General features: G+C 71.8%; 22 protein-coding genes. 4 read left to right on the top strand and 18 right to left on the bottom strand.

Annotated elements, in window-relative coordinates:
• Positions 1-6 precede the first annotated feature (6 nt).
• From lpdA to JJI54_RS07425, 4 genes are all read left to right on the top strand, one after another.
• On the top strand, positions 7-1,710 hold the full coding sequence (gene lpdA, locus JJI54_RS07410; protein WP_203072236.1) for a dihydrolipoyl dehydrogenase: 1,704 nt from the start codon (positions 7-9) through the stop codon (positions 1,708-1,710).
• A gap of 66 nt (positions 1,711-1,776) precedes the next feature.
• Positions 1,777-2,550, top strand: coding sequence for a (Fe-S)-binding protein (locus JJI54_RS07415; RefSeq protein WP_203072237.1), 774 nt, complete (start codon positions 1,777-1,779; stop codon positions 2,548-2,550).
• Positions 2,551-2,553: 3 nt separating this feature from the next.
• Complete coding sequence (locus tag JJI54_RS07420; RefSeq protein ID WP_203072238.1) at positions 2,554-3,954, top strand: lactate utilization protein B; 1,401 nt, start codon at positions 2,554-2,556, stop codon at positions 3,952-3,954.
• Positions 3,955-3,956: 2 nt separating this feature from the next.
• Positions 3,957-4,601: a LutC/YkgG family protein gene (locus JJI54_RS07425; protein ID WP_226381552.1), complete on the top strand. Its 645-nt coding sequence runs from the start codon at positions 3,957-3,959 to the stop codon at positions 4,599-4,601.
• Positions 4,602-5,212: 611 nt separating this feature from the next.
• On the opposite strand, the gene JJI54_RS07430 is transcribed toward JJI54_RS07425, so the two are convergent.
• From JJI54_RS07430 to JJI54_RS07515, 18 genes are all read right to left on the bottom strand, one after another.
• On the bottom strand, positions 5,213-5,392 hold the full coding sequence (locus JJI54_RS07430) for a hypothetical protein (RefSeq protein WP_203072240.1): 180 nt from the start codon (positions 5,390-5,392) through the stop codon (positions 5,213-5,215).
• Positions 5,393-5,409: 17 nt separating this feature from the next.
• On the bottom strand, positions 5,410-7,467 hold the full coding sequence (locus JJI54_RS07435) for a hypothetical protein (protein ID WP_203072241.1): 2,058 nt from the start codon (positions 7,465-7,467) through the stop codon (positions 5,410-5,412).
• Positions 7,467-9,026, bottom strand: coding sequence for a hypothetical protein (locus JJI54_RS07440; protein ID WP_203072242.1), 1,560 nt, complete (start codon positions 9,024-9,026; stop codon positions 7,467-7,469). The genes JJI54_RS07435 and JJI54_RS07440 overlap by 1 nt, the downstream gene beginning before the upstream one ends.
• Before the next feature lie 110 nt (positions 9,027-9,136).
• On the bottom strand, positions 9,137-9,598 hold the full coding sequence (locus JJI54_RS07445; RefSeq protein ID WP_203072243.1) for a hypothetical protein: 462 nt from the start codon (positions 9,596-9,598) through the stop codon (positions 9,137-9,139).
• Between the two features lie 3 nt (positions 9,599-9,601).
• On the bottom strand, positions 9,602-10,870 hold the full coding sequence (locus JJI54_RS07450) for a phage tail protein (protein WP_226381411.1): 1,269 nt from the start codon (positions 10,868-10,870) through the stop codon (positions 9,602-9,604).
• A gap of 17 nt (positions 10,871-10,887) precedes the next feature.
• Complete coding sequence (locus JJI54_RS32610) at positions 10,888-14,559, bottom strand: tape measure protein (protein WP_203072244.1); 3,672 nt, start codon at positions 14,557-14,559, stop codon at positions 10,888-10,890.
• On the bottom strand, positions 14,556-15,293 hold the full coding sequence (locus JJI54_RS07460) for a DUF6441 family protein (RefSeq protein ID WP_203072245.1): 738 nt from the start codon (positions 15,291-15,293) through the stop codon (positions 14,556-14,558). Before JJI54_RS07460 ends, JJI54_RS32610 begins: the two co-directional genes overlap by 4 nt.
• A gap of 250 nt (positions 15,294-15,543) precedes the next feature.
• Positions 15,544-16,989: a hypothetical protein gene (locus JJI54_RS07465; RefSeq protein ID WP_203072246.1), complete on the bottom strand. Its 1,446-nt coding sequence runs from the start codon at positions 16,987-16,989 to the stop codon at positions 15,544-15,546.
• A 367-nt stretch (positions 16,990-17,356) separates the two neighbouring features.
• On the bottom strand, positions 17,357-17,584 hold the full coding sequence (locus JJI54_RS07470) for a hypothetical protein (RefSeq protein ID WP_203072247.1): 228 nt from the start codon (positions 17,582-17,584) through the stop codon (positions 17,357-17,359).
• 26 nt (positions 17,585-17,610) lie between these two features.
• Positions 17,611-18,198 (bottom strand): hypothetical protein, encoded by a 588-nt coding sequence (locus JJI54_RS07475; protein WP_203072248.1) that lies wholly within the window; start codon positions 18,196-18,198, stop codon positions 17,611-17,613.
• A gap of 11 nt (positions 18,199-18,209) precedes the next feature.
• A complete protein-coding gene (locus tag JJI54_RS07480) occupies positions 18,210-19,376 on the bottom strand; it encodes a hypothetical protein (protein ID WP_203072249.1) in 1,167 nt (388 codons plus the stop codon).
• A 37-nt stretch (positions 19,377-19,413) separates the two neighbouring features.
• The gene (locus JJI54_RS07485) at positions 19,414-19,872 is read right to left on the bottom strand and encodes a hypothetical protein (RefSeq protein WP_203072250.1); all 459 of its coding nucleotides are present in this window, start codon (positions 19,870-19,872) and stop codon (positions 19,414-19,416) included.
• Complete coding sequence (locus JJI54_RS07490; RefSeq protein ID WP_203072251.1) at positions 19,869-20,204, bottom strand: head-tail joining protein; 336 nt, start codon at positions 20,202-20,204, stop codon at positions 19,869-19,871. The genes JJI54_RS07485 and JJI54_RS07490 overlap by 4 nt, the downstream gene beginning before the upstream one ends.
• Positions 20,201-20,467, bottom strand: a complete 267-nt coding sequence (locus JJI54_RS07495) for a head-tail joining protein (protein ID WP_203072252.1) — start codon at positions 20,465-20,467, stop codon at positions 20,201-20,203. Before JJI54_RS07495 ends, JJI54_RS07490 begins: the two co-directional genes overlap by 4 nt.
• Positions 20,464-20,670, bottom strand: coding sequence for a hypothetical protein (locus JJI54_RS07500; RefSeq protein ID WP_203072253.1), 207 nt, complete (start codon positions 20,668-20,670; stop codon positions 20,464-20,466). The genes JJI54_RS07495 and JJI54_RS07500 overlap by 4 nt, the downstream gene beginning before the upstream one ends.
• Positions 20,667-21,068 (bottom strand): M15 family metallopeptidase, encoded by a 402-nt coding sequence (locus JJI54_RS31935; RefSeq protein ID WP_318987455.1) that lies wholly within the window; start codon positions 21,066-21,068, stop codon positions 20,667-20,669. Before JJI54_RS31935 ends, JJI54_RS07500 begins: the two co-directional genes overlap by 4 nt.
• A gap of 2 nt (positions 21,069-21,070) precedes the next feature.
• Positions 21,071-21,418 (bottom strand): DUF2190 family protein, encoded by a 348-nt coding sequence (locus JJI54_RS07510; protein WP_203072254.1) that lies wholly within the window; start codon positions 21,416-21,418, stop codon positions 21,071-21,073.
• Between the two features lie 100 nt (positions 21,419-21,518).
• The gene (locus JJI54_RS07515; protein WP_203072255.1) at positions 21,519-23,597 is read right to left on the bottom strand and encodes a prohead protease/major capsid protein fusion protein; all 2,079 of its coding nucleotides are present in this window, start codon (positions 23,595-23,597) and stop codon (positions 21,519-21,521) included.
• Positions 23,598-23,599 lie beyond the last annotated feature (2 nt).

The raw sequence follows: 23,599 nt of genomic DNA on the forward strand, positions 1-23,599 counted from the left end.
ACGGCCATGGCGACGATCGAGATCAAGGTGCCCGACATCGGCGATTTCAAGGACGTGCCGGTCATCACGGTGTTCGTGAAGCCGGGCGAGCGGATCGCCAAGGACGCGCCGCTGGTGGAGTTGGAATCCGACAAGGCGACCATGGAGGTGCCGTCGCCGATGGCGGGCGAGGTTGTCGCCCTGGCGGTGAAGCCCGGCGATCGCGTCTCGCAGGGCAGCGTGCTGCTGACACTGGTCGGCGCCGAAGCCTCGGCGCCGGCCGCGCCGAAGCCTGCGGCGCCGGCGGCGGTCACCGGCGGCGACATGCACGCGCAGCTCGTGGTGCTTGGCGCGGGGCCGGGCGGCTATACGGCTGCCTTCCGCGCCGCCGACCTCGGGATGAAGGTCGTGCTGGTGGAAAAGGACGCCCAGCTCGGCGGCGTCTGCCTCAACGTCGGCTGCATCCCGTCCAAGGCCCTGCTGCACGCCGCGCGCGTGATCACCGAGGCCGAGGAGATGGGCCATGCGGGCATCGGCTTCGACGCGCCGCGCATCGACCTCGACGCGCTGCGCGGCTGGAAGAACGGCGTCATCAAGAAGCTGACCGGCGGGCTGACGGGCCTGGCCAAGGGGCGCAAGGTGACCGTGGTGGAAGGTGCCGGCCGCTTCGCCGGGCCGCACCTGCTGCGTGTCGAGACGAAGGAGGGGCCGCGGATGATCAGCTTCGAGCAATGCATCGTCGCTGCCGGGTCGGAGCCGGTGCGGCTGCCCTTCGTGCCGCAGGATGATCCGCGGGTGATGGATTCGACCGGGGCGCTGGAACTGGCCGATATCCCCAAGCGGCTGCTGGTGATCGGCGGCGGCATCATCGGGCTGGAGATGGCCTGCGTGTACGACGCGCTTGGCGCGCGCGTCACGGTCGTCGAGCTGATGGACCAGATCATCCCCGGCGCCGACAAGGATCTGGTGCGGCCGCTGCACAAGCGGATCGAGCGCCGCTACGAGGCGATCCGCCTGCAATCCAAGGTCGCTGGCGTCACCGCGCTGCCGGAAGGGCTCAAGGTCCGCATCGAAGGCCCCGACGGCGCGGTGGAGGAGGTCTTCGACCGCGTACTGGTCGCCGTCGGCCGGCGGCCGAATGGCGGGCTGCTGGGGCTGGATGCCGCCGGTGTGGCGGTGGATGCGCGCGGCTTCGTGGCCGTGGATAACCGCCAGCACACGAATGTCGCGCACATCTTCGCCATCGGCGACGTGGTCGGCCAGCCGATGCTCGCCCACAAGGCGGTGCATGAGGGCAAGGTCGCCGCCGAAGTCGCGGCCGGCCTGCCGCGCGCCTTCGATGCGCGGGTCATCCCTTCGGTCGCCTACACCGACCCCGAGGTCGCCTGGGTCGGCATGACCGAGACGGAGGCCAAGGCCGCCGGCATCCAGGTCGGCAAGGGCGTCTTCCCCTGGGCGGCATCCGGCCGCTCGCTGAGCAATGGCCGCGACGAGGGCATGACCAAGCTGCTGTTCGACCATGCGACAGACCGGGTGATCGGCGCGGGCATCGTCGGCACCAATGCCGGCGACCTGATCGCCGAGGCTGCCGTTGCCATCGAGATGGGATGTGACGCAACCGATCTGGGCCATATCATCCATCCGCATCCGACGCTGTCCGAGACCATCAACTTCGCGGCGGAGATGTTCGAAGGTACGATCACCGATCTGATGCCGGCGAAGCGTAAGTGACTTTCAGCGCCGGGGCGCGCGTCCCGCAGCCCCCAGCACTTGTCCAGCAGACCGGAGGAAACGTTCTTGACCAGCATCAACCTCAACCGGCCGCGGGTCGGCCTGTTCGTCACCTGCCTGGTGGACAGCATCCGCCCGCGCGTCGGCTTTGCCGCGCTGCATCTCCTTGAAGCCGCGGGCTGCATGGTGGAGGTGCCGCGCGCCCAGACCTGCTGCGGGCAGCCAGCCTTCAACAGCGGGGACCGCGACGGCGCCGCGTCCATCGCTCGACGGGTGATCGCTGCCTTCGAGGACTTCGACCATGTCGTCGTGCCGTCCGGCTCCTGCGCCGCGATGATCCGCGTGCACTTCCCCGAGGCGCTGGAAGGGGATGCCGCCTGGGCGGCGCGGGCCGTCGCGTTGGGCGCGAAGACGCATGAACTGCTGAGCTTCCTCGTGGATGTCCGGCGCTGGCATCCGGACAATGTCTCGCTGCAGGCCAGCGCGACCTATCACGACAGTTGCTCGGGCCTGCGTGAGCTCGGCGTGCTCGCGCAGCCGCGCGCCCTGCTCGGCGCGGTGGCGGGCCTCGAGATGCGGCCGCTGGCTGGCAACGATGTGTGCTGCGGTTTCGGCGGCACCTTCTGCGTGAAGTATCCCGCGATCTCCAACGCCATCGTCGGCGAGAAGGTGGCGGCCATCGAAGCGAGCGGCGCCGATCTGCTGCTGGGCGGCGATCTCGGCTGCCTGCTGAACATGGCCGGGGCCATGCACCGCCGGGGCACGCAAGGGCGCGCCTTCCACGCCGCCGAGATCCTGGCCGGCATGGGCGACGGCCCCGCCATCGGCGAGGAGGGCTGAGCCATGCAACCCGAACCGTCCTTCAAGGCCGCCGCGGCACGGGCGCTGGCCGACCCCCGGCTGAAGATCGCAATCGACCGCACCACCATCACCGCCGAGACGAAGCGCGGCGCCGCGCTCCAGGATTTCCCGCAATTCGCCGCGGCGCGCGAGCGTGGCACCGCGATCAAGGACCATGTCGTCGCGCATCTCGACCACTACCTGATGGAGTTCGAGCGCAACGCCCTGGCCAGCGGCGCAAAGGTGCATTGGGCGTCAACCGCGGAGGAAGCCTGCGCCATCGTCCTCGACATCTGCCGTGCCGCCGGTGCGCGTAGCGTCACCCGCGCGAAGTCGATGCTGGGCGAGGAGATCGGCCTGCCGCACGCGCTGGAAGCGGCCGGTATCACCCGTGTCGAGACCGACCTCGCCGAGCACATCATCCAGCTTGCGAAGGAGCCGCCGTCCCACATCGTCTGGCCGGCGCTGCACAAGACCCGCGAGCAGGTCGCTGCGCTGTTCCGTGAAGCGCACGGCACGACGCAGGACAGCGAAGACGTGCCCGCCATGGTGGAGAGCGCCCGGCGGCAGTTGCGGGCCCGCTTCCTCGACGCCGAGGTCGGCATCTCGGGCGCGAATTTCCTGATTGCCGACAGCGGTGCGGTCTGCACCGTGACGAATGAGGGCAATGCCGAGTTGACCACCACGCCGCCGCGCGTACACATTGTGACCGCCGGGATCGAGAAGCTGGTGCCTTCCCTGCCGCATGCCTTCGCAATGCTCCGGCTGCTGGTGCGGTCGGCCACGGGGGCCGACATCACCCAGTACACCACCTTCCATTGCGGCCCGAAGCGCGAAGGTGACCGCGACGGGCCCGGCGAATTCCATGTCGTTCTGGTCGACAATGGTCGCACCCGCATGTTGGCGACGGGCCTGCGCGACATGCTGCGCTGCATCCGCTGCGGCGCCTGCATGAACCACTGCGTGGTGTATCGGCAGATCGGCGGCCATGCCTATGGCGCCACCTATCCCGGCCCGATGGGCGCTGTTCTGACACCGGCGCTCGAGGGCGTGGAGCGCGCGCGCGACCTGCCGCACGCCTGCACCCTGAACGGCCGCTGCCAGGAGGTCTGCCCGGTCGGCATCCCGTTGCCGACGCTGCTGCGCGGCTGGCGCGACCGCAGCTGGAGGGAGGGGCTGGTGCCCGCCGGCACCCGCGCCGGGATGCGACTGTTCCGCTTCCTGGCGGAACGGCCCTTTTTGTATCGGCTGGCGACGGCGATGGCCGTGCGCGGGATGCGTCTGTTCCGCCGCAGCGGCTGGATCCGCCGCATGCCGGGGGCTGCGGGATGGACGGAGCATCGGGACTTACCCGCACCCGCCGGGCGGACCTTCATGGAGCAGTTGCGGGAGCGCGGCCGGTGACCATGCGCGAGCGAATCCTCGGCGCCGTGCGCGCCGCGCTCGGGCCGACTTCCGCCGACCCCGCCGCGATCGCCACGGAAGCGGCGGCGTTGCTCGAGGCGCCGGCGGCGATCCGCCCGGCCTTGGGCCTTGCCGATCCGGTTGCGGCCTTCGCGGCGCGCGTGGTCTCGCCCAAGGTCGGCGCGACGCTGGACCAGATCGGGACGATGGCGGAACTGCCAGGGGTGGTGCGTCGCTACCTCGCCACCCACGCGCTGCCGCCGACTCTGGCGCTGCAGGCCGATCCGGCGCTTCGCGCGCTGGACTGGAGCGGCGTCACGCTCCGGGAAGCGGCTGGGTCGGACGAGGCCGTTGCGCTTGGCCTGGCGGACGCCGGGATCGCGGAAACCGGCTCGCTGGTCTTCCGCTCCGGCTCGACCACCGCGGTGCTCGACCACTTCCTGCCGCTGCATCACCTGGCCGCGGTGAAGGCCGAATCCATCGTTCCCTATCTGGAGGACTTCGCCGCCATCGCCGGCAAGGCGCCGCGCAACCTGAACCTCATCACCGGGGCGAGCGGCACCACCGACATCGAGGGCAGCTACGTGCGCGGCGCCCATGGACCGCGCTTCCTGCACGTCATTCTGATCGCAGCCGCCGCCGCGTGACGGGCGGCGCCGGATGGGCCGCACCTCGTGGCGCGTGGTCGGCGCCTGTGTCCGTCGTCGAATGCTTTGAGACATGGGGCGCGTCTGGCTGACGGAGTGTCTGGCCCGTCTGGTATTGAGGTTTACCCAGGGCGCCATTGAGGCTGGTGCAGCCGCCGCTCAGGTGCTGAACGCCTCGGGCGAATTGAACCGCCGCGCCCTTGCCATGTGGATCGCTTCCTGGCCGGGATCAAGGCCGCCTCATCGGGCAAGAGCACCCAGCCCAGCCCCGGATCGAAGCGCCTGATCCCGCGCGCGACCTGGGCCGTCTGGCTGCCAGTTTCGAGCGCGAAGTGGGTGACGTGGTCACCGCTGTCGCCGCCCCTGTCAGATTCGAGTGCAACGAGCTGCCTTTTTCGTCGGCGCCCTCGTCCCGCGATGCTGCTATCTTGGCGGCGCTTGTGATGGGGACCCGGACCCGAAAGCGCGGGGACCGCCGGAGACGCCGCACGAGGGGCGGATCGATGGCGGTGGTGGGAATGGCGGCGAACCCGCTGGTGCCCACCAGGCTGGCCGTTATGGGACCAGCCGAATGGTTGGAGCGTGCCCGGGATCATCGATCCGGGCACGCTCTATCCTCCGATGAGGCGTCGTAGCACCTGCACAACGCTGCCCTCCCCCACGAGCAGCAGCAGGACGATGGCGCCGAGCACCATCTCGATCCTGCTCAGCCGATCACTGGCCTGCTTCCAGCGTTCGGCGCAGACCGCCTCGTGCACGGCGAGCTTCGTCGCCACGTCGTCCTCGCTCATGTCTGGTCCCCTGTTCCCTACAGCCGCTCGACGATCCGGAAGGCGCGGTTCAGCAGCGGGAAGCTCCCGCGCGTGGCGGCAGCCTCCTCGCCCGGCTGGTTCACCGCACCCCAGATCGTGCGTCGGTTCGTCTCTGCCCGCGTGTCGCCGGTCTCCGGGATCCAGAGCGCGTCCCGCGCCGCGCCGAGCCGCCGCACGAGGTCCCGGTGTGCATCCGTCGCCTCGGCGCGCGAGAGCGCCGGCAGCGTGAAAGCCGCAAAGCGTGGGTTGGCCAGCGCGGGCACGACGAACTCGGCGCCGGTGAGCGGATTGCGGTCGCGCTGGTCGAGCACGACGCGCCCCTCGCGCACGCCGTAGGCCATGCCGCGTCCGAGCCGCCACAGCGGCCCGGCGGCGAGGATGCCGATGTCGATGGCCGGCAGCGAGGCGTCGGCGACGTCGACCAGCAGGTACCGCCCGGTCGCGGCGCCGCTGCGGATCAGGACGACGTTGCCGTTGGCCTCGTCGCCTGTGCTCGCGGGTACAGCGCTCGTGTCGTGCGCGATGCCAGCTGCATCGATCGAGTAGCCGGTGCCGGACAGCGCCACGGCCTGACCGTTGGTGAGGCGCGCGGCATAGACCCGGATCGCCCGGTAGAAGACCTGCCGCTCACCGGCGGTGATGTTGAGCCGGTTCATCGGCGGCATGACGACCGAGGCCGAGGCGCCAAGCTGGGTGCCGTTCTCGGCCGCGACCGCGTCGTTCGTCGCGGCCGCGATCGCCCCTCGCGTGACGACGCTGTTGGAGCGCGTGACGGCCGCCTGGAGCTGGACGGCATTGGAGCGGACTACACGGTGCGTCAGGCTGACGCTGGTCGCGCTGGCGCCGGTGACACGGACCTGGACGGAGTCGACGTTGCTGCCGTTGTCCAGGCTCACATGCCCGACGAAGCCCGTGGCCGCCGTCGCGGCGGTCTGCTGCTCGACGTGCAGCGTCGCCGCGCCGGAGACCGCCACGGTGAGCGAGCCGCCGTCCGCCGCACGCGTCGCCGCCGCCGGCGTCCCCGCGGCGGGCAGGATGGGCATGGTGGCGAAGGCGCCGAGCTCGACCTGCGGCAGCGCCAGGCGGACGGTGACGTCGTGGGTGCCGGCGTTGAAGTTGAAGGCCGCGAAGGGCCGGATCCGCGCCACGGTGGCACCGCCCGAGAGCGTCATCACCTGCACGGCCCGCTGGGCGGCCAGCCGCCCCGTGCCGGGGACCGCCTGGTTCTCGAAGCCCTGGCGGACCACCGTCGCGGTGCTGGTGAGCTCGGCGATCCAGGCCTGATGCGTGGCGATGCCGCCTGCGGCGACGGCCTCGAGCTTGGCGAAGTAGGAATGGGCGAAGGTGTTCCCGTTGGCGCCGGCGATCGCCGAGGAATCCTCGAACCAGACGTAGCCGCTGCCGGTGCCGGAGGGCACGGTCCCGGTGAAGCGCACCGCCACGTAGGGCATGCCGTTCTCGGTGCCGGTCCCCGCGATCTGCGCCGCGATGCCGTTGGCGCCACCGATGGCCCAGTTGGTCGGGGCCGTGCCGGGACTGCCGACGACGGCGCCCTCGGCGCGCGGGTTCCGCACCCCGTTGGTGCGCGCCGGCTCGACCAGCAGGCCGAGGCGCGCGAGCGTCGCCGGGTCGTGCGCGATGCGCCATTCCGAGCCGGCGGCGACGGCGAGGTCCCCGGCCGCGTTGAAGACCGTCGCCTCCCCGGTGCCGGCGCCACCCCGCGTGCCGGACCAGCCGGTCATGGCCGAGGGCGTGGCGGCGAGGAAGTCGAGCGCTACGAGCGGCGTCGCCTCGACGAGGGCCTCCAGCGTCCCGAGCCGCCAGCGCGCGGTGGCTGCGGTGCTCAGGTTCGTCGAGACCAGCGCCACCGCCTCGACCGGCGTCGCGCCGCCGAAGTCCACCAGCACCGACGCCGCCCCGCCTGTGAAGCGCCCGCGCAGCCGCGGCTGCGGGTCGCGCAGGTTGGCCGCGGGCATGCTGGCGGCGGTCGGCGTCAGCGCGGTGAGCGCGACGGCGTCGCGGACGCGCTCGTCGTGGAGGAAGGCGCCGGGCATCAGTCGGATCCTGCGAGGATGATCTCGACGCGCCGCCCGGCCAGCGCCTCACGCCAGCCCACGACGACGCCGGAGAGGCCGGCGTCGAGGCCGTAGGCCGGGTAGGCGATGCGCCCGATCTGGCCGATCTCGATCTGGCCGAGGTAGCGGTCGGTGGTGACGGCCACGAGCCGCGGCCCGCGCTCGACCCAGTCGCGCCAACGCCCCGCGCGGGCGGTCGCGGCCGCCTCGGTGGCGTAGAGCCCGGGCAGCGCCAGGCTGCGCTGCTGGGCGACACGGCTGGTGACAAGGCTGCTCTCTGCCCGGGCCACGGACTGCGCGGCCTCGAGGCGCTGACGGTCGGCGGCAGGAACACTGCCCGCCATGTTGGAGAGCGGCGACCAGTTGCGGCCCCAGGCCACCTCGACGGCACGCGGCGGCGGCTGGAAGGCGGCCGGCAGGGCGACGGGGCGGCATTCGAGGATCCAGGCCGCGGGGATGTCGAACTGCGGCACCGGGTCGCGCGCCAGCGGGTCCGAGAGCCGCAGCCGACCGGTGCGATCACCGGCGAGGATGGCGCCGCACCCCGCCAGCACGGTCTCGACCGCTGCCAGCGCGGTGGTCGGTGTCGCGCCCTGGTAGAAGCCGATCGGGCCCGGCAGGTCGGCATCGGCCAGCGTCCAGGCGTCGGCGTCGAACTCCGCCGCGCCGAAGCCGGGACCGAGCGTCTGCAGCAGGCGGCGCAGCACGCCCGCGGTGGTCTCGACATAGCCCTCGCCGGCGTCGCCGCGCACGTCGCAGGTCACCGCGCCGTCCGGGCTGGCGCCGATCTGGAAGCATCCCTGCGCCGGCCAATCGCGGGCCTGCCCGACCGTCGGCGTGCCGGCGACGAGGGTTTGGGCGACGCCGCGGATCCGCACCGCGTCGTGCGCCTGCACTGCGCGCCAGGATGACTGCCAGGTCGGCAGCGCGCCGGCGCCAAGGTCGACGTTGCCGAGGAACACGGGGGCCGCGTTGAAGATCCGGCCCAGCGCGACGGGCTTCGGCTTGCCCTTGAGGTCCGCGCCGCCCTCGAGGCCGCCGGTGCCCTGGTAGAGGATGGGCTGCAGCGGCGTGTTCAGCCGGTCGGTCGCATCGGCGAGCGCGATGCGGGCTCGCTGGCCCTCGGTGCGGTCGACCGCAGCGACAGTGCCGGCGAAGACCAGTCGGGCCTGGGCCAGCGGCGTGCCGACATCGGAGGCGCGCGGGCTGCGCACCTCGGCGAGGCGGACCGCGACGGCGCGGCCGGTGGCTGTGCCGTAGCGGGCGAGGTCGGCGGCGAAGCCGTCGCCGTCCCAGATCTCGATCGCCGCGGCGGCGAGCGCGGCGCGGCCGCCGAGCCCGAGGGCGTCCACTGCAGTCTGGCCCACCTCGACGTCGCCGAGCAGGCGCGGGGTCCAGGGCGTGCTGGCCGGCGTGTCGGCCGGCGCGCTGGCATAGCCGGCGGAGGCGATGCGCAGCGTGCGGAGGTTGCTCGGGCTGACGAAGGCAGCCGGCAGCGTCGCCGGGGCGAGCGCGGCGGCGGGTGCGAAGGCTTCCATGGATCAGCCTCCTGGCGTCAGCCGCCCTGGCCGCGGACTTCGATCTCGACGAGGACGACGACGGCGGCGGGCTGGCCGCCGGGGATGAGGATCGGGCGCGTGGGCATCGATCAGACCGCCAGGATCGCGTCGGGGTCGAGGCCGAGCGCCGCGAGGAAGCCGCGCACCTGGACGTCGTCCTGGGCGATGGTGCTCGCCGCCTCCCACCGTTCGCGCAGCAGCAGCTCGGCGTCGGAAAGCTCCGCGTCGGGCCGGCCGATCTTGAGCGCGGCGCGGGCGTCGCGGAGCTTGCCGGCGACGCCGACGCGCTCGACGACGGCGAGCTTCGGGATCAGGGGCGGCGCCGCGGGCGACGGGTCGGGCGGCGTCGGCGGTGGCGGTGGATCGACGATCGTCACCTCCGACATGCCGCCGGCGCGGGCGATGGCCTCGACCAGCGGCGCCTCGACCGGCGCGGGCAAGCCGACCGAGGTGCGGTGATCCTCCAGCGCCGCGATGAACGCCTCGACGCGCCCCTCCAGCGTGCCGGCGAAGCCGTCGTAGACGGCGCGCGCGATCTCAATGCCCGGCATGGCTCAGACTCCCGCGAAGAGGGCGTAGTTGCAGATCAGGGCGGGCGGCATGTTGGCGGAGCCGCCCGCGCCGGCGTTCTGGATGCTGATGCCGGTGCCGGCGGGGCCGTGGTTGTGGTCGCCATTGCCCTGCACGAAGCTGCCGTCGCCGTAGTACTCCCAGGCCGCCCTGCCGTACTTGAAGACACCCTTCTCGATGAAGGTGACGGGATTGGCGACGGGGTTCGCCGGCACCCAGCGATAGGGGCCGTAGATTGGGAAGCCATCGCCGTCGGTGCCGTAGGTGTTGTCCCAATAGGTCTCCTGGCCGATGACCAGGCCGTGGCCGTGCCAGCCCGCGTTGCCGTGCCAGTGCGAGGGATCGTTCACGCCGTGGGCGTGCACCGGCATGCGCTCGTCACCGCCGCCGGCGCCAAGCGTGCTGCCGGCGATGCCGCTGTTCCCTGCGGTCACGCGGTTCGCCGCGGTGCCGCCGAGGTTGTCGCGCCCGAAGATCGCACGACCGCGCAGGTCCGGCGTGCCGAAGGTGGTGCTGCCGTCGCCGGCGCCGAAGCTCGTGCCGATCGCGGCGAAGAGCGCGGCGTAGGCGCTGCGCGAGAGGTTCTGCCCGTTCGGCCAGACGCAGAGCGGCGGCAGTGAGGTTCCAGCGATCGGGATCAACTCGCCGACGATGCGACCGAAGTTCTGCGGGGCGGCGAGCAGCGCGGTCCAGCCCGAGCCGGTGTTGAAGAGCTCCGCCGAGAAGCCCGGGTTCAGCGTGACGGTGGCGCCGCCGTTCACAGTCTCCGTGCCGGCGGGATCCACCACCAGGTCGGCGGTGCCGCTGTTGCGCACCAGCACGCCCATCCCCGGCGGGACGACGGCGACGGTCGGCAGCGCAAGGGTCGCGGGCGCCGCCCCCGTGAAGACCACGAGGTTGCCGAGGTCGGCGAGGGAGAGGGTGGCGCCGGCGGCGAGCGGGAGCACCTCGCGCGCATTCGGCTCCAGCACCGCGAAGACATCCTTGGTGCCGGCCGGCAGGGCCACCGGGTTCCCGGCGTTGCTGCTGGCCAGCACCGTCGCCCGCGTGAGCGCGCCGGGGCTGCCGCCGTCGAACTGGCCGTGGCCGATCTCGAAGCCGGTCGCCCAGGAGATGCAGTAAAGCACGCGCCGGGCCGAGGTCCCGAAGGTCGCCTGGAAGCCGCGCATCGCCGAGGCTGCGGCGTTGAGCGCGAGCGGGCCGGTGCCGGTCGTGTCGGTCGATTGCTGGGTGCGGTAGCCGAGGATGGGCATCGATCGTCCTCAGTGGATCAGGCGACGCGGCGAAGCAGCGCCTCGTTCTGCGCGGTGAGGCGGCGCAGCTCGACGAGCAGGGTGCGGAGCACCTCGGTCTGCTGCTGGCCGGTGGAGAGGATGGCGAGCTCGACGCGGTCGGTGCCGGTGGCCTGCGCCTCGAGCAGCGACGCCAGGTTCGCGGTGTCGGCGCCGGGGACGGCCTGGCGGATGGTGCTGGCAATGTCGGCGACGAGGCCGGCGTAGCGGTCCGAGGTGCCGAGGAAGTCGCGCGCGACCGGCAGCACGCTCTGGGCGAGGCGGGCGAAGTCGGCGACCTCCTCCTGCGTGGCGCCGTCGGCGAGCGTGCCGCGCGCGGTGTTCAGCGCCTGCAGCCCGGCGAAGTAACGCGTCTCCGGGGCCAGCCCGCCGAGATCGCCGATGGTCAGCTGCTCCAGCAGGCCGCGCGCAGTGGACTGCCGGGCGCGCTCCTGCGCCAGAGCCTGCTGGTTGTAGCGCTCGACGATGGCGAGCCGCTCTCCGGCGAGCGTCTGCTCGAGGCGGGCGATGCGGTTCCAGTAGTCCGCAGTGCCCTCCACCCCGAGCTGGAACAGCGTCTCGCGGAGCTGCCGTACTTCCTCGCGCGCGGTGTTGTCGAAGGCGGCGAGGTCGGCGCCGCGCTCGTCGCCGGCAAGGCGCAGCCCACGGGCGGTGAGGTTCGCGTCGACGGCCTGGAGCCGGTTGGCACGCTCCTCCTCCAGGCGTGCGATGCGCTCGGCGCGGCGGGCGTTGAGGTCGGATTCGGAGAGGCCGAGGTCGCGGGCCCTGGCCGTCGCCTCGTCGAAGGTCCGATTGAGGTCCTCCAGCGCCTTGAGGAACCCGCTGACGCGATCCGGCTTGCTCAGCGTCTCGAACACGCCGCGGACCCAGTCGACGGCGTTCAGTGCCTCCTCGAGGCCGGCGCCGCGCGCGCCGAGCGTGCCGAGGGCGGTCTGGACGTTGGCGTTGCCGCTGCGCAGGCCGCGGGTGAGTGCTGCGCCATCGAGCGCGCGCGGGCTGCCGCTGGCCTGGCCGAAGCCGATCGCGCCGCTGATCGCCTCAAAGCGCAGGTCGCGCTCGCGGATGGCGGCGTTGATCCGGTCGAGCTGCTCCTGCACCGCGGCTCGGGAGCCGGCCTCGTCCCAGCGCTTGCCGCGGGCGGCGGTGATGGCGAGCTGGCCGGCCTCGTTGACGCCGTAGAAGACGTCGCCACCGGCGCGCCTCGCCATGCCCTTTTTGGTCGGGCCGAACAGCGCGCCACCGCCCCCGCCGAGGGCGCCGCCGATCAGGCCGCCGATGAGCGTGCCAATGCCCGGGATGATCGAGCCGATGGCGGCACCCGCCAGTGCGCCGGCGCCGGCGCCGATGGTGCCGCCGGGCCCGACCGTGCCACGGATGCCGCCCACGATTGAGGAGGTCAGCATGCCGGCGCCGAAGCCCGCGGCGGCACCGCCGAGCAGACTGCCGAGTGTGGTGCCCATGCCCATCGAGCCGAGACCCGAAGCGGGCAGCACGGGCCCGGCGACACCGGCGGGCAGCGCCGCGGTGGCGGCCGCGCCGGAGGAGGTGGTCCAGAGCGTCGTGCCGAGCAGCCCACCCGAGCCGGTCAGGCCAAGCGAGGCGCCGAAGCCGGAGAACATGCCTCCTGAGCCGGTGAGGCCGAGGCTCTCGCCCAGTCCCGAAAAGATCGAGGACCCGGCGACGCTGGAGAGACCCGACACGGCGCTGCCCGCTGCGCCGCCTGCAGCGTCGCTACCGCCACCGCCCACGAATGCGCCGGCCAGCGTCGGGCGCGCCGTGCCGAACACCGCATTCGCCAGCGGATTGACCAGACCGAGCTTGGCGAGGTCGGCCGCCGCGCTGGCCAGCACCGACTTGGCCAAGCTGCCGAAGTCGACCGCCGCCTTGCCCCCGGACGTGAAGGCATTGACCAGCCCCTGGCCGATCCGGTCGAAGGCGTTCTCGCCGATGCGGGCGAAGGCATCACGAGACTGCTGCTCGAAGCGCTCGACAGACGTCCGCGCATCGTCCATCGCGCGCTCGCGGCTGCGGCGCGCCTCGGCCTCGCGGCGCTCCTGCTGCTCCCCGGCCCGCGTCAGCGCGGCCTGCACGGCGGCGGCGGGAAACACCGTCTGCCCGGCCGGGGCGCTCTCGTATTCGATCTCGCGCACACGGCGCGACGTTTCGCGCGCCGTGTCGCCGAGCCGTTTGAGGGCGTCGTCGCGCTCGCGGTCGGCGGCGGCCCGCAGGCGCTGCGCCTCCGCGGCCTCGACCGCGCCGCGTGACAGCAGCGCGTCGATGTCGCGGATGCGGGTGGCGTGCTCCTCACGGATGCCGCGCTCGCGGTCCAGCGCCTTACGCAGGTCGGCGAGGCTTGCCTCGTCCCGCCGGCGCTGGCCCTCCGCGCGCTGGCGCTCGGCCGCCTCCTGCTCGCCGAGCCGGCGGACGAGAGCCTCGCGCTCGATCTGCTCGACCTCGCGGTTGAACCGCTCGAGCTCGGCGATGGCGCGCTCGCGGTCGGCGCGCAGCGGGTCGGCCTGGCGGCGCAGGGTCTCCAGGATGGCGTCCTCGGGGACGGTGCGGCGCGGATTTGCCTCCAGCGCGGAAATGCTGCGCTCGATCTCGGCCGACTGCCGGTCGGCGTTGGACAGCCGCTGCTGCGCCGCAGCCTGGCCGGCGCGGGCGGTCTCCTCCGGCGTGCCGAGGCCAACCGCGACGCGGGTGCGGTCCACCGCGGCGGCCGCGGCCTGCGCGGCACGGGCGATCGCCTGCGAGAGGCCAAGGGCGCGGTCGAGGTCCGCCGCGAAGCGCGTCATCGCCTCGCCGAGGATTGAGAAGGACCGGCCCATGGTGGGCGGCAGCTTCTCGAACTCGGCGTTGATGCGCTCGCCGGCCCTGAGCAGCGCGGGCATCACGACGTCGGCGGTGAGCTTGCCCTCCTCGCCCATCTTGCGGAGCTCGCCGACACCGACGCCCAGCTGGCGCGCGAGCGCCTCGGCGAGCGTCGGCATGTTCTCCAGGATGGAGCGGAGCTCGTCCCCCTGCAGCTTGCCCGAGGCCAGGGCCTGGCCGAGCTGCAAGACGGTGGAGGTGGTCTCCGAGGTGCTCGCGCCGGCGATGATGCCGGCCTGCTGCACGGTGCGGACGAGGGCCAGCACCTGGTCGTTGGTGGCACCCACCTCGCGCGCGGCCAGCGCGAAGCGGGCGAAGGCGCCGGCGCTCTCGGAGACGGCGACGCCGGTCTGCTGCGACAGGCGGTAGAGGCCCTGGTAGGCCGCCTCCGCCGCGGCGACGGAGCCGGTGGCCGCCTGCAGGCGGGCCAAGGATTCGGTGGCCTGGTCGCCGGCGCGGGCCACGGCGACGCCGGCGGCGACGGTGCCGGCGGCGAGCGCGGCGATGGCGGTGGCGGCAAGGCCGGCACCGGTGGCCACGCCTGCAAACACACGCTCCGCCGCGCCGAGGCCGACGCCCATGTTGGCGAAGGCGCGCACGGCGCCATCCGAGGCGGCGGCGAGGCCCTGCAGGGCAGGCTGGGCCGCGGCGGAGGCGGCGTCGATGCGACGGAGCGCGCGCTCGCCGCTCTCGCCGACCTGCTCCAGCGCGCGGCGCGTCGGCTCGGCGTTGTCGGCGGTGAGGCGGATCGCGATGGTGCGCGCGGCGCTGCCGCTCATGCGCGGCGCCCCAGCTCACCGGCGAGCGCGCGCGCCAGGATACCGGGTGCGCGGCGACGCACGGCGGCGACGTCGAGCCGCTTGCGGAGGCTGACCTGACGCAGGAGGAAGAACATCGGGACGAACCCCTGGGCGAGGACCTCGCGGGCGCGGCGCTGCTGGCCGCGGCGACGGCCGGTGAGCACTTCGGCGTTCGGTCCGACGAAGAGCCGCAGCCGGCGGCTACGGCGCGCGATGCCGCTGGCGGCGCGCACGCGCAGGCACCAGAGCCGCACGGACGGGTTGGACTTGGATCGGATGACGAAGGCCTCGCGGCGCGCGGCCTGCATCTGCGCCGGCGTGACGCGGAGCCCGCCGCGGGCGGAGGCACCGCGCCGGCCGCCGGCGGCGTTGTAAGGCGTCGGGAAGGCGAGGTAGCGGCCGCCGCGTGCGACGATGGGGATGCCGCGGTCGAAGGCGTCGACCAGCTTCGGTGCGTTGGTCCAGACGAGGGCCGCGGGGCGGAGCGTGCGTGGCGCGGTGGCGGGTGGCGGGTAGAGGCTCAGGCGCCAGGCATTGGCCACGGCGCGGCCGCGGTCGGTGAAGCCGGCGGAGCGGGCCTGGGCGCGAAGCTCGGCCTGGACCTCGCGGCCGGCGCGCTCGACGCCGCGACGCATCGCGCGCGCAACATCGCGGACCTCGGCCTCCATTCCAGCGCGAAGGTCGCCGCGAACTGCAGCGGTGATGAGGGGCATGGAAGTCGGTCCACCGTTGAGGTGCGTGGAGCGCCGAGGTCACGCCTCCGTGGGCCGCCTTCGACCCAAAAGCGACGGCCGTGTCCACGGCCAATATGCCCGGTGTTGAGGCGCAAGCAGACCTCGCTCCCCAGTAGCAGAGCCCGGCCGTTCGCAGTTTCTCCGGTCACACCGAAAGCAGTTGTAGGTTCCCCGGGTGGAACTCTGGCGCAGTCTAGGCAGGCGCCGATGAAGGGGTGGGTAAAACCGTTTAGGGCCTTGTCGACGTCGTTGCCGCGCTCACCGATTGAGCGGCGCGCTCAGCCTTGATCCACGAGAAGAAGGCATCAGTCGTGTCGATAGGGTTTCCCGCCGCGATGTAGCCGTCCAACTGGAGCGAGAACCTCAAGAGCAAGGTCCGGGTTAGGAACTCGACATCACCATAGCTGACGGTCTGGTTGCTCTTGTTGGCGGGAAGATCAAAATGCAGCGTTGGCCAAGTGCCGTGCAGCACTCGAGAACGCGCCGTCGTGATGGCCTCAACGAGTTGCTCGACCGTCACCAAGTTGTTGGGCGGGATCTTGTCCGCGCGGTCCAGGCCGAAGAACACGTCGAAGCTCTCAAGGAGGCGCCGCTTGCTGCCGGTCATGTTTTCGGCCCGGAAGAGCACTTCTATCGCCGTCTCCAGCTTTGCGATCGCCACGGTATCGAGCGTCTCGGCGAGCGCTTCGTGATACCAATAGGCCGCGTTGCACCAAGCTTCGTCCAGATCGGGAACGGGGCTTGAAGCATCGAGGAAGGCGCTGAGCCGCTGTCCCATCGAACGGAAAGCCGGTTCAACCTCCTTGATATGAAGCTCGATCAGCTGCGGCGATCGGGCGAGCGCCGGCACCTGATTGCGCGTCCCCTCGCTGAAGCCGCCGCCTTCCGTACGGGAGACGTCGACCCTCCAAACTGGAGCGGCGCGAGCGGAAGCCCGTGTGATCGCTCGCACGTCGTCCCCTGGTGACGCCAACTGGATAGCCGCCAGGGCTATATCAGTCGAAAGATCGGCAGCCCGGATAGACTCGGCGGGCGGGCGTCCTGTGACTCTGACGAACGCTACCCAAGGCGCGACGCGGTCGTTGGCGAATTGGACTAGCATTGAGAACCGAAACCCGCCGACTTCCGGCCGGCTGATCGGCTTCCTCCAGATGGCAGCCCAAACGTCGCGGACCCATCGCTTCCACGCCGGCGGTTCTTTCGGCCAGAATTCATTATGCGAGATTCCGAAACCCTCGGTCGGTAGCTCCGAAAAGTGGCGGAAGATCACTGGACCGATCGTGAAGCTGGGAATGGCACACGGGAACAGGGTGCAGGGCACGACATGCTCGCGGACCTGAGTAAGCGCGGCAAACCAGTCGTCGATAACCGTTTGGAGCTGATTGAAATCCGGTTGAGCAAGTGATGAAGACGTGCGACCAGCCCAGGCATTTATCATCTCGTCAGCGACGAGCTTTGCCAAAGTGGCGTTGCTAGCGCGACGGCTGTTTTGGCTCAAGCTCGGACGGAAAGTCTTCGCGAGCGCCGTGATCGCAGTGAGGCCCGTGGTCGTGAAGCCCGTGGCCGTCTGCTGTAGCACGTCGATCGACGCGTTCCGGAGTCCGTGCTGCTCAAGTACACTGTGGAGATCATCAAGTCCGTCGGGAAACGGCCCGGTGAGGCTGATCGTCCTCATGCCGTCCAAAGCTTGCCGACAAAGGTTCTCCTGTTCGGGGTTCATGGGCGATGGCGGGTACTGCATCCGGCGACGAAAGTCACGTTGCCGCCCAGTTTCCGAGGACAATGTACCTACGACAGGCATCCAACCGTGGCGAAGCCATGGTTGGGGGGCTTCACCACAGCAGCCTCTGAAAGTGCAGGCAGAAGGCGGCAGCGAACTTTCTGCGAGTTGCTGGGCCGCGTGCCGCCAGCCTCAGTTGTCGGACGAGAACCCGTGTCATTCGTCTCCTAGGTCCACTTGCAAAGGCAGAGCAGACGTTTGCTTTCCTCGACCCTACCGCCGCTTTCCGCCCAAGGCGGACATTGCCGACACTTCAACTGCCTCATCGCTCCTGCAAGCGCCGCTGCTCCGCATCGAGCGCTGCGTCGATCCCGCCAAGCGCCGCGAAGGCATCCACCACCCACGCCGCCTGGTCCCCGACACCGCCCGTATCGGGCCAATGCGCGATTCCGCCCATGCCGCCGCGGCACGCCGCCCAGAGCCGCACAAAGGCGTGCCAGGGCTCGGCAATGATGAGCCTCGGGTTCTCCGCCCAGGGCTCGCCGCCCACAAGCCAGTCGCCGCCGCCCTCGGGCTTTAGCCCGCCGTCATAGGCGCCGGGGTCTCGGGCGACGGCGAGGGCGCCCCGGAGTTTTTTGCCGCGTCCTGACCCGGCTGCATCAGCGTGCTGGCCCGCCAGCCGAGCGCCTCCACATCGTCCTGCGGCAGTGCGTCCAGCAGGTCGTCCGGCACCAGGCCGCGCGCGCGACGGAACGGCGGCAGGCCATCACCCTCCCAGCCGCGGAGCGCGTGGCGTGCCGCGACCCAAGGCAGCGTGCCGAGGTAGCGCTGCCGCGCCGCGAGCAGCCCGGCATAGACTGGCACGGTGGCGCAGGCCGCCTCGATGGTGCCGAGCTGCACCTGCACCGCGGCGTGGTCGGGCGTCGCCTCCGACGCGTCGATCACGGCGAGCAGCTCGTCTGCGTTGTCGGGCGAGGCCTCGCACACGGCTGCGCGCAGCGCGTCGAGCATCTGCGCGTGGGAAGGATAGATCCCCCCCTCGCGCGCCAGGTCCGCGCGGAAAGCCTGGCGTTCCCGGTAGGTCAGCGGCGCGACGAGATAGCGGCGATGAGTCCCAGGCGGCGCGAACCATTCGGCGTCACGCCGCGAGAAGACGACAGTCATGTGGTTCTCCATCAGAATTGCGCCAGAAAGAGCGGGCTGTCCGCCCCGTCGAGCTGGAAGGCGATATCCAGCTGCCCGAGCCCGTCGCGCTCGCCCGGCCGCATGCCGGTCGCCTTCGCCGCTGGCGCGATCACGCAGAAGCGGTTGCCCGCCGTGACACCGAGGATGGCCATCAGCGACATCGCCGCGCCCTGGCGGAAGGCGTTGAACAGCGCGACCGCGGTGGTGGTGTTCATCAGCGGGTCGATCGAGCCGCGCGCATCGCGCTCGACGGGAACGGCCGGGTCGTAGCCCTCTGCGGCCTCCGGGTTGTCCGGCAGCGTGACGCTGACGCCGGCCTCGAGCATGACGCGCCGGGCGCGGGCGACCTGCTGGTTCAGCTGGCAGCGCCCGCCCACGAAGCGCGGCGGCGTGGGACGGATGGCCGTGTTCCAGCCGGTGGGCAGTGCCACGGCCGCCTTGTCGAGCATCTGCGCGCGCAGCTCGAAGACCAGGAAGCCGATGCCGCCGGTGGAGAGCTCGAGGGACCAGGTGCCGACTGCCCCGGTGAAGCGCCAGCGCAGGCCGTCGGCGTAGAAGTAGAGCGTCGCGGTCCGGTAGATCGTCTCGTCCGAGGTCGGGCTGTACAGCACGTGGGGCGGGATCTGCGCGAGGGTGCTCACGGTGCCGGCGGTCGCCATCGTCTCGCCGAGGGTGGCGACGCGGGCAACGGAGTAGTCGGTGATGCCGGTGGTGAGTGTGCGGTCGCCGGAGAGCAGCAAGGGCATGCCGCGATAGAGCTGGGCGGTCGCCGCGAAGGGCGTGGCGAGGGTGAGCGTGGTGGTGGTGCCGGCGGTGGCGGCGGTCGGGGCGCCGATGGCCGCGGCGGTGATACCCTCGGCCATGGTGCAGCAGCGCAGCAGCCGGCCCCATTCCGGTGCGGTCGCGGCGGTGCCGGAGCCGCGCAGCGGGATGCGCAGGCGGATGCGTGGCTTGAGGCCGCCGACGATGGCGGGCGAGCGATCGAGCGAGCCGGTGAGTTCCGGGTTCTCGACGACGACCGGATCGAAGTCGATCTCGACATCGGCTGCGAGCCAGTCGGCGTTCGCCGGGGTGCCGCCGATGGAATCGACGCCGGCGGTGGTTTCGATCTTGGCCGCGATGGCGGCAAAGCGCATGCGGACGAGATCGATGCTCATCGCGTGGCTCCTTCAGGTGAGGGTGGACGGGAGTCGGTCAGGACGACCAGGGGCCGCCGGCCAGGCCGATGGCGAGGATCGTGAAGCGGGCGAGGAACTCCCCGGCAGGGCGGGAAGAGTCCTCGGCCTCGTAGAGACGGAACTCGCCGCCCTGCTCGGCGATGTCGCCGAGGCCCGGGGTGGCGGGCGTCCAGCCGGCGAGCGCGGCCACGGTGCGGGCGTGCAGGAGGGAAAGCGCCTGCTCGGCCGCGAGGTCGGTGGTGCCGACGGCGAAGCCCGTGACCCCGAAGGCGATGCGGTAGTGAGTGCGGCCCGGCTCCTGGCTGTCGTCCGCCTCGAGGTCGTCGCCGCGGACGACCAGCCGCGGCAGGGTCTCGGCGTCGGTGTCGACCGGGGCACGGCGGGCGCGTTCCACGGCGACGTCGGACAGCTGCGCGGTGAGCCGATCCGCGATGGTGGCGAGCGCGGCCTCGCGCAGCGGGACCGTGCCGCTCATGGCGAGCGCGCCAGGGAGAGGCGCCAGGAGAGGCTGAGCGGGTCGGGATCGACCTCCTCCACCTTCCAGGTCTCCGGCGGGGAGAGCCGGCGCAGCAGATCGCCGCGGCGCGGCGTGTCGGGCGCGAGTTCTGCCGCACGGAGCGTAGCCTCCAGCGCCTGGGCACGGCCGCCGGGACCGCCGAGCCCTGCCACGTCATCGCTCGGCGCGGAGAGCAGCACGCGCACCTGCCGCCAGGCACCGCCGGCCGCAGCGCGCCACTCAGCCTCGGTGGCCATGTTCGGATCGGCGTGCAGCGTGGCCAGCGCTGTCGCGAAGGCGCTCCCGCTCATCGTGCGCAGACCGCGCGCCAAGCCTTGCCGGCGGCATCTTTCTCAGCCGAGAGCACGATCAGCACCGCGCCACCGAGTTCGAAGCTGTCGCCGGCGGAGATCACCGGCAGCGCGGCCACCGCCGCGACCAGCACGGCGTCCTCGCCCTGCGCGGGCTCGACCCGCAGGACGCGCAGGGCCATCTGCGGACCGACGCCCTGCGGCCGGAAGAGCGCGGTCTCGCCACGGTCGGGATCGGCCAGCAGCGATGCGATGCCGCTCATCGCGTCGGCTCCTTCGGCGCATCCGGCAGCACGGTCTTGGCCGCAGCCGCGAGCGCGCCGAGGGCGGTGGCGATGCCGACCGCGCTGTCGGCCAGGTTGCGCAGATCGATGCCGGCGAGATGCGCCAGCAGGATGATGGCGGCGAGCAGGGCGACGCCGGTATGCGTGCCCTGCTCGCGCAGCCGCGCGAGGAGGTAGGTCACGGGTGGGTCCTCCGATCGAGTTCGAAATGCGGGCCGTCCGGGAAGGAGGCCCAGTCGCCGCCCCAGACCAGGGCAACGGATTCCTCCGCCGCGGCGGCCTTCATTGCCGCCGCGATCTTGCGGGCGAGCGGCCAGTCCCAGCGGATTTCGCCGGCCTCGGGCGTGCCGTCGCCATCATCCAGCCAATAGGCGAGGTCGATGGCGTGGCCGGTGAGGTGCCGGCTGTTCATCGTGCGGCTGGCACCGATCGCGACCAGCTTGGCCTGGCGCTCCCTAGTCCGGAGCCCCTCGACGACAATGAAGGGTTCGGCGAGCCGTGCGCGCTCCACGACCCTTATGAGGTCCGGATGCACGCCGGCCAGGCGCTGCCGGTCCCGGTCCAGAAGCGGCGAGCGCACGGTCAGGACCCCGAAGGCGGCACGCGGTTCAGCCAGGCGCGCACCGTGGTGTCGGCGGCCAGCGCCGCCAGCGCGGCGATGCCGACCTGGAAGTTGCCGGTGGCGGTGGTGGTGAGGCGCCGGTTGGTGTTGTCCCAAAAGAGGCGTGCGCCAGCAGTGATGGCGAGCGCCGGCTCCTTGGTGATGTCGAAGACGCCCTGGGTCGCGGCCTCGATGATGGCGTTCTGCGCGGCATCGACGGCGGCGACGCCGAACAGCGCGCCGACCAGGACGCCCTGGCCGGAGAGAATGCCGCCCGCATAGGGGACGGTGATGGCCAAGCTGTTGCCCGGCTGAACGTAGTTGCGCATGGCAAAGGGGTCTCCTGAACGCAGCAGGGGCGCCGAACCGGATCATCCGGCGGCGCCCCTGGTGCTGTGGTCGTGGATGGGTGGAGGGGATGAGCCGGGATCAGGTCCCCGGGTTGAAGTAGCCGCCGCGCCAGTCGATGGCGCCGACGCCGAAATCGAAGATCACCGAGACCTCGACGCCATCGACGCCGGAGACCGGGCCGGTGGTGACCTGCGGCCCCTCGGCGCCGTTGAGGTAGCCATAGACATAGACCGGCGCGGTGACGGGATCAGCGAACAGATACCAGCGGTTGGTGGGGATCAACGGCTCGACCACCGGCTGCACGAAGCTGGCGAAGACGTTCTCCTGGCTGATCTGGTTGGCGGCGACCGGCACGGTGAGCTGGCGGGCCGGCAGTTCGAGGTTCGGCCCGACCAGCAGGCGCATCGACGCGCCGACCGCGATGGGCAGGCCGTCCAGGGTTTTCTGGCGCATGACCGCCGCGCGGCCCACCGCGAGGTTGCCCAGGTCCAGCGCCGTGCCGGCCGAGGCCTTGTTGGCGCGCGCGGCGGCGGTGCCGAAGACCGCGGCGCTGCCGGTGGTGAGCGTCGGGCCGTCGCCGCTGGCGGAGTTCAGCAGCGCATAGGCGGTGGCGTTCTCGAAGTCGGCGACGCGCCGGCCGATGGCGGCGGCGAAGTCGGTGAAGGCGCCGAGATCGTCGTTGACCAGCATGGGCCGCGTCACGCGGATGCGCCGCGCGAAGGTCTGCAGCAGCACGATTTCCTGGCTCTCGGACATGGTGCCGGCCTGGATTTCGCCGTTCTCCATCAGCGGCAGCAGGGTCGGGAAGTCACCGACGCGCAGATGCCGGTGCGGCTTGAAGTCCCGGAAATCGCGGCGGAGGAAGATCTGGCGATAGGTCGGTGCTGCAGGCGCATAGGCCGCCAGCAGCATCTTGTTGGCCGCGGCCGAGAGCAGCGCGGGAAAGTCGGAGGTGGTGTGAAAGGCGCGCTCGGCCAGCAGGGTCGGGTTGCGCGGCGGGTTGGGATCGCCCTTGGCGCGCAGCAGCTGGCCGATCATGTCGGAGGGACGCCAGCCCATGAATTCGGCGTGGCGGCCCGACCCTTTCGGCTGGTAGCCGGGCATGGAGCGGGCGGCCAGCGCCTCGGCCATGGCGTCGAGCATCGCGGCGGGATCGTCATGGCCGGGGCCGGTCTCCGGGCGGGCCGGGAGCGAGGGGCGCGGCCCTGCGGTGACCATGGTGTCGAAGAGCGAGCGGCGCACCTGGTCGGCGGACCAGCCTTTCTCGATGGCCTCGGCGCGCATCGGCGCGATGCGATCGGCGGGCACCAGGGCGCGGGCGGCGTCGATGGCGGTATCGATGCCGCTGATGCGCTCCCGCTCGGCGCGGCCGGCCTCGGCGCGGATGGCGTCAAGATCGGGGGGCGCGGTACGGGCCGGCTCGGGCGGGGTGGTGGCGGGCGGGGTGGTCACGGGGTTCTCCTGGGGCGGGGCGGTGGGTGCAGTGGTGGTCGCGGTTTCGGTCGTGGTCTCGGGCATGGTGGGTTCCTCCTCGGGAAGGTCGGGTTCGATGGCTGTGGTGGGCGTGTCTCGGTCGCCCTCGCTGCGGACGCTGGCGTCGCGGTCCACCGGCACCGCCACGACGGAAATCTCGAAGGGCTCCCAATCCACCGCGCGATGGACGGTCTGGCCGGTGGCGGCGTCGGGCCGCGGGTCGTAGCGGTGCACGCGATAGCCGACGCTGACGGCGCGCAGCGTGCCGTCGGCGATGCGCTGCCAGACCGGCTCGACATCGGCCGCGGCGGAGAATTGTAGCGTGGCATGCCCGCGGCCGGCCTCGAGGCGCGCGGCGATGACGCGGCCCAGCACATCGCGGGCATCGCCACGACGGTGGGTGTTCAGCACCGGGGCGTTGCCGGAGCGCAGCGCCTCCATGCGCACCGCGCCGGGCTTCATCTCCAGCTCCTCGGTGATCAGCCCGAGGGCGGGGACGAAGTTGCGAGCCCGGGCGCCGGTGCTCCACACCACCTCGACGGTGCGCGCTGCACGATCGACGGTGACGGGCGCAGCCAGCGCGCGCTGCGCGATGATCGATTGCCCATCGGTGGGCATTCGATCGGGCGCAGCGGCAGGCTCCGGCGCGGCATTGCTGCCGCCCGGTTCGATGGGTTCTGTCATAA

It is taken from the genome of Falsiroseomonas ponticola, assembly GCF_016805305.1.
GTDB lineage: Bacteria > Pseudomonadota > Alphaproteobacteria > Acetobacterales > Acetobacteraceae > Falsiroseomonas > Falsiroseomonas ponticola.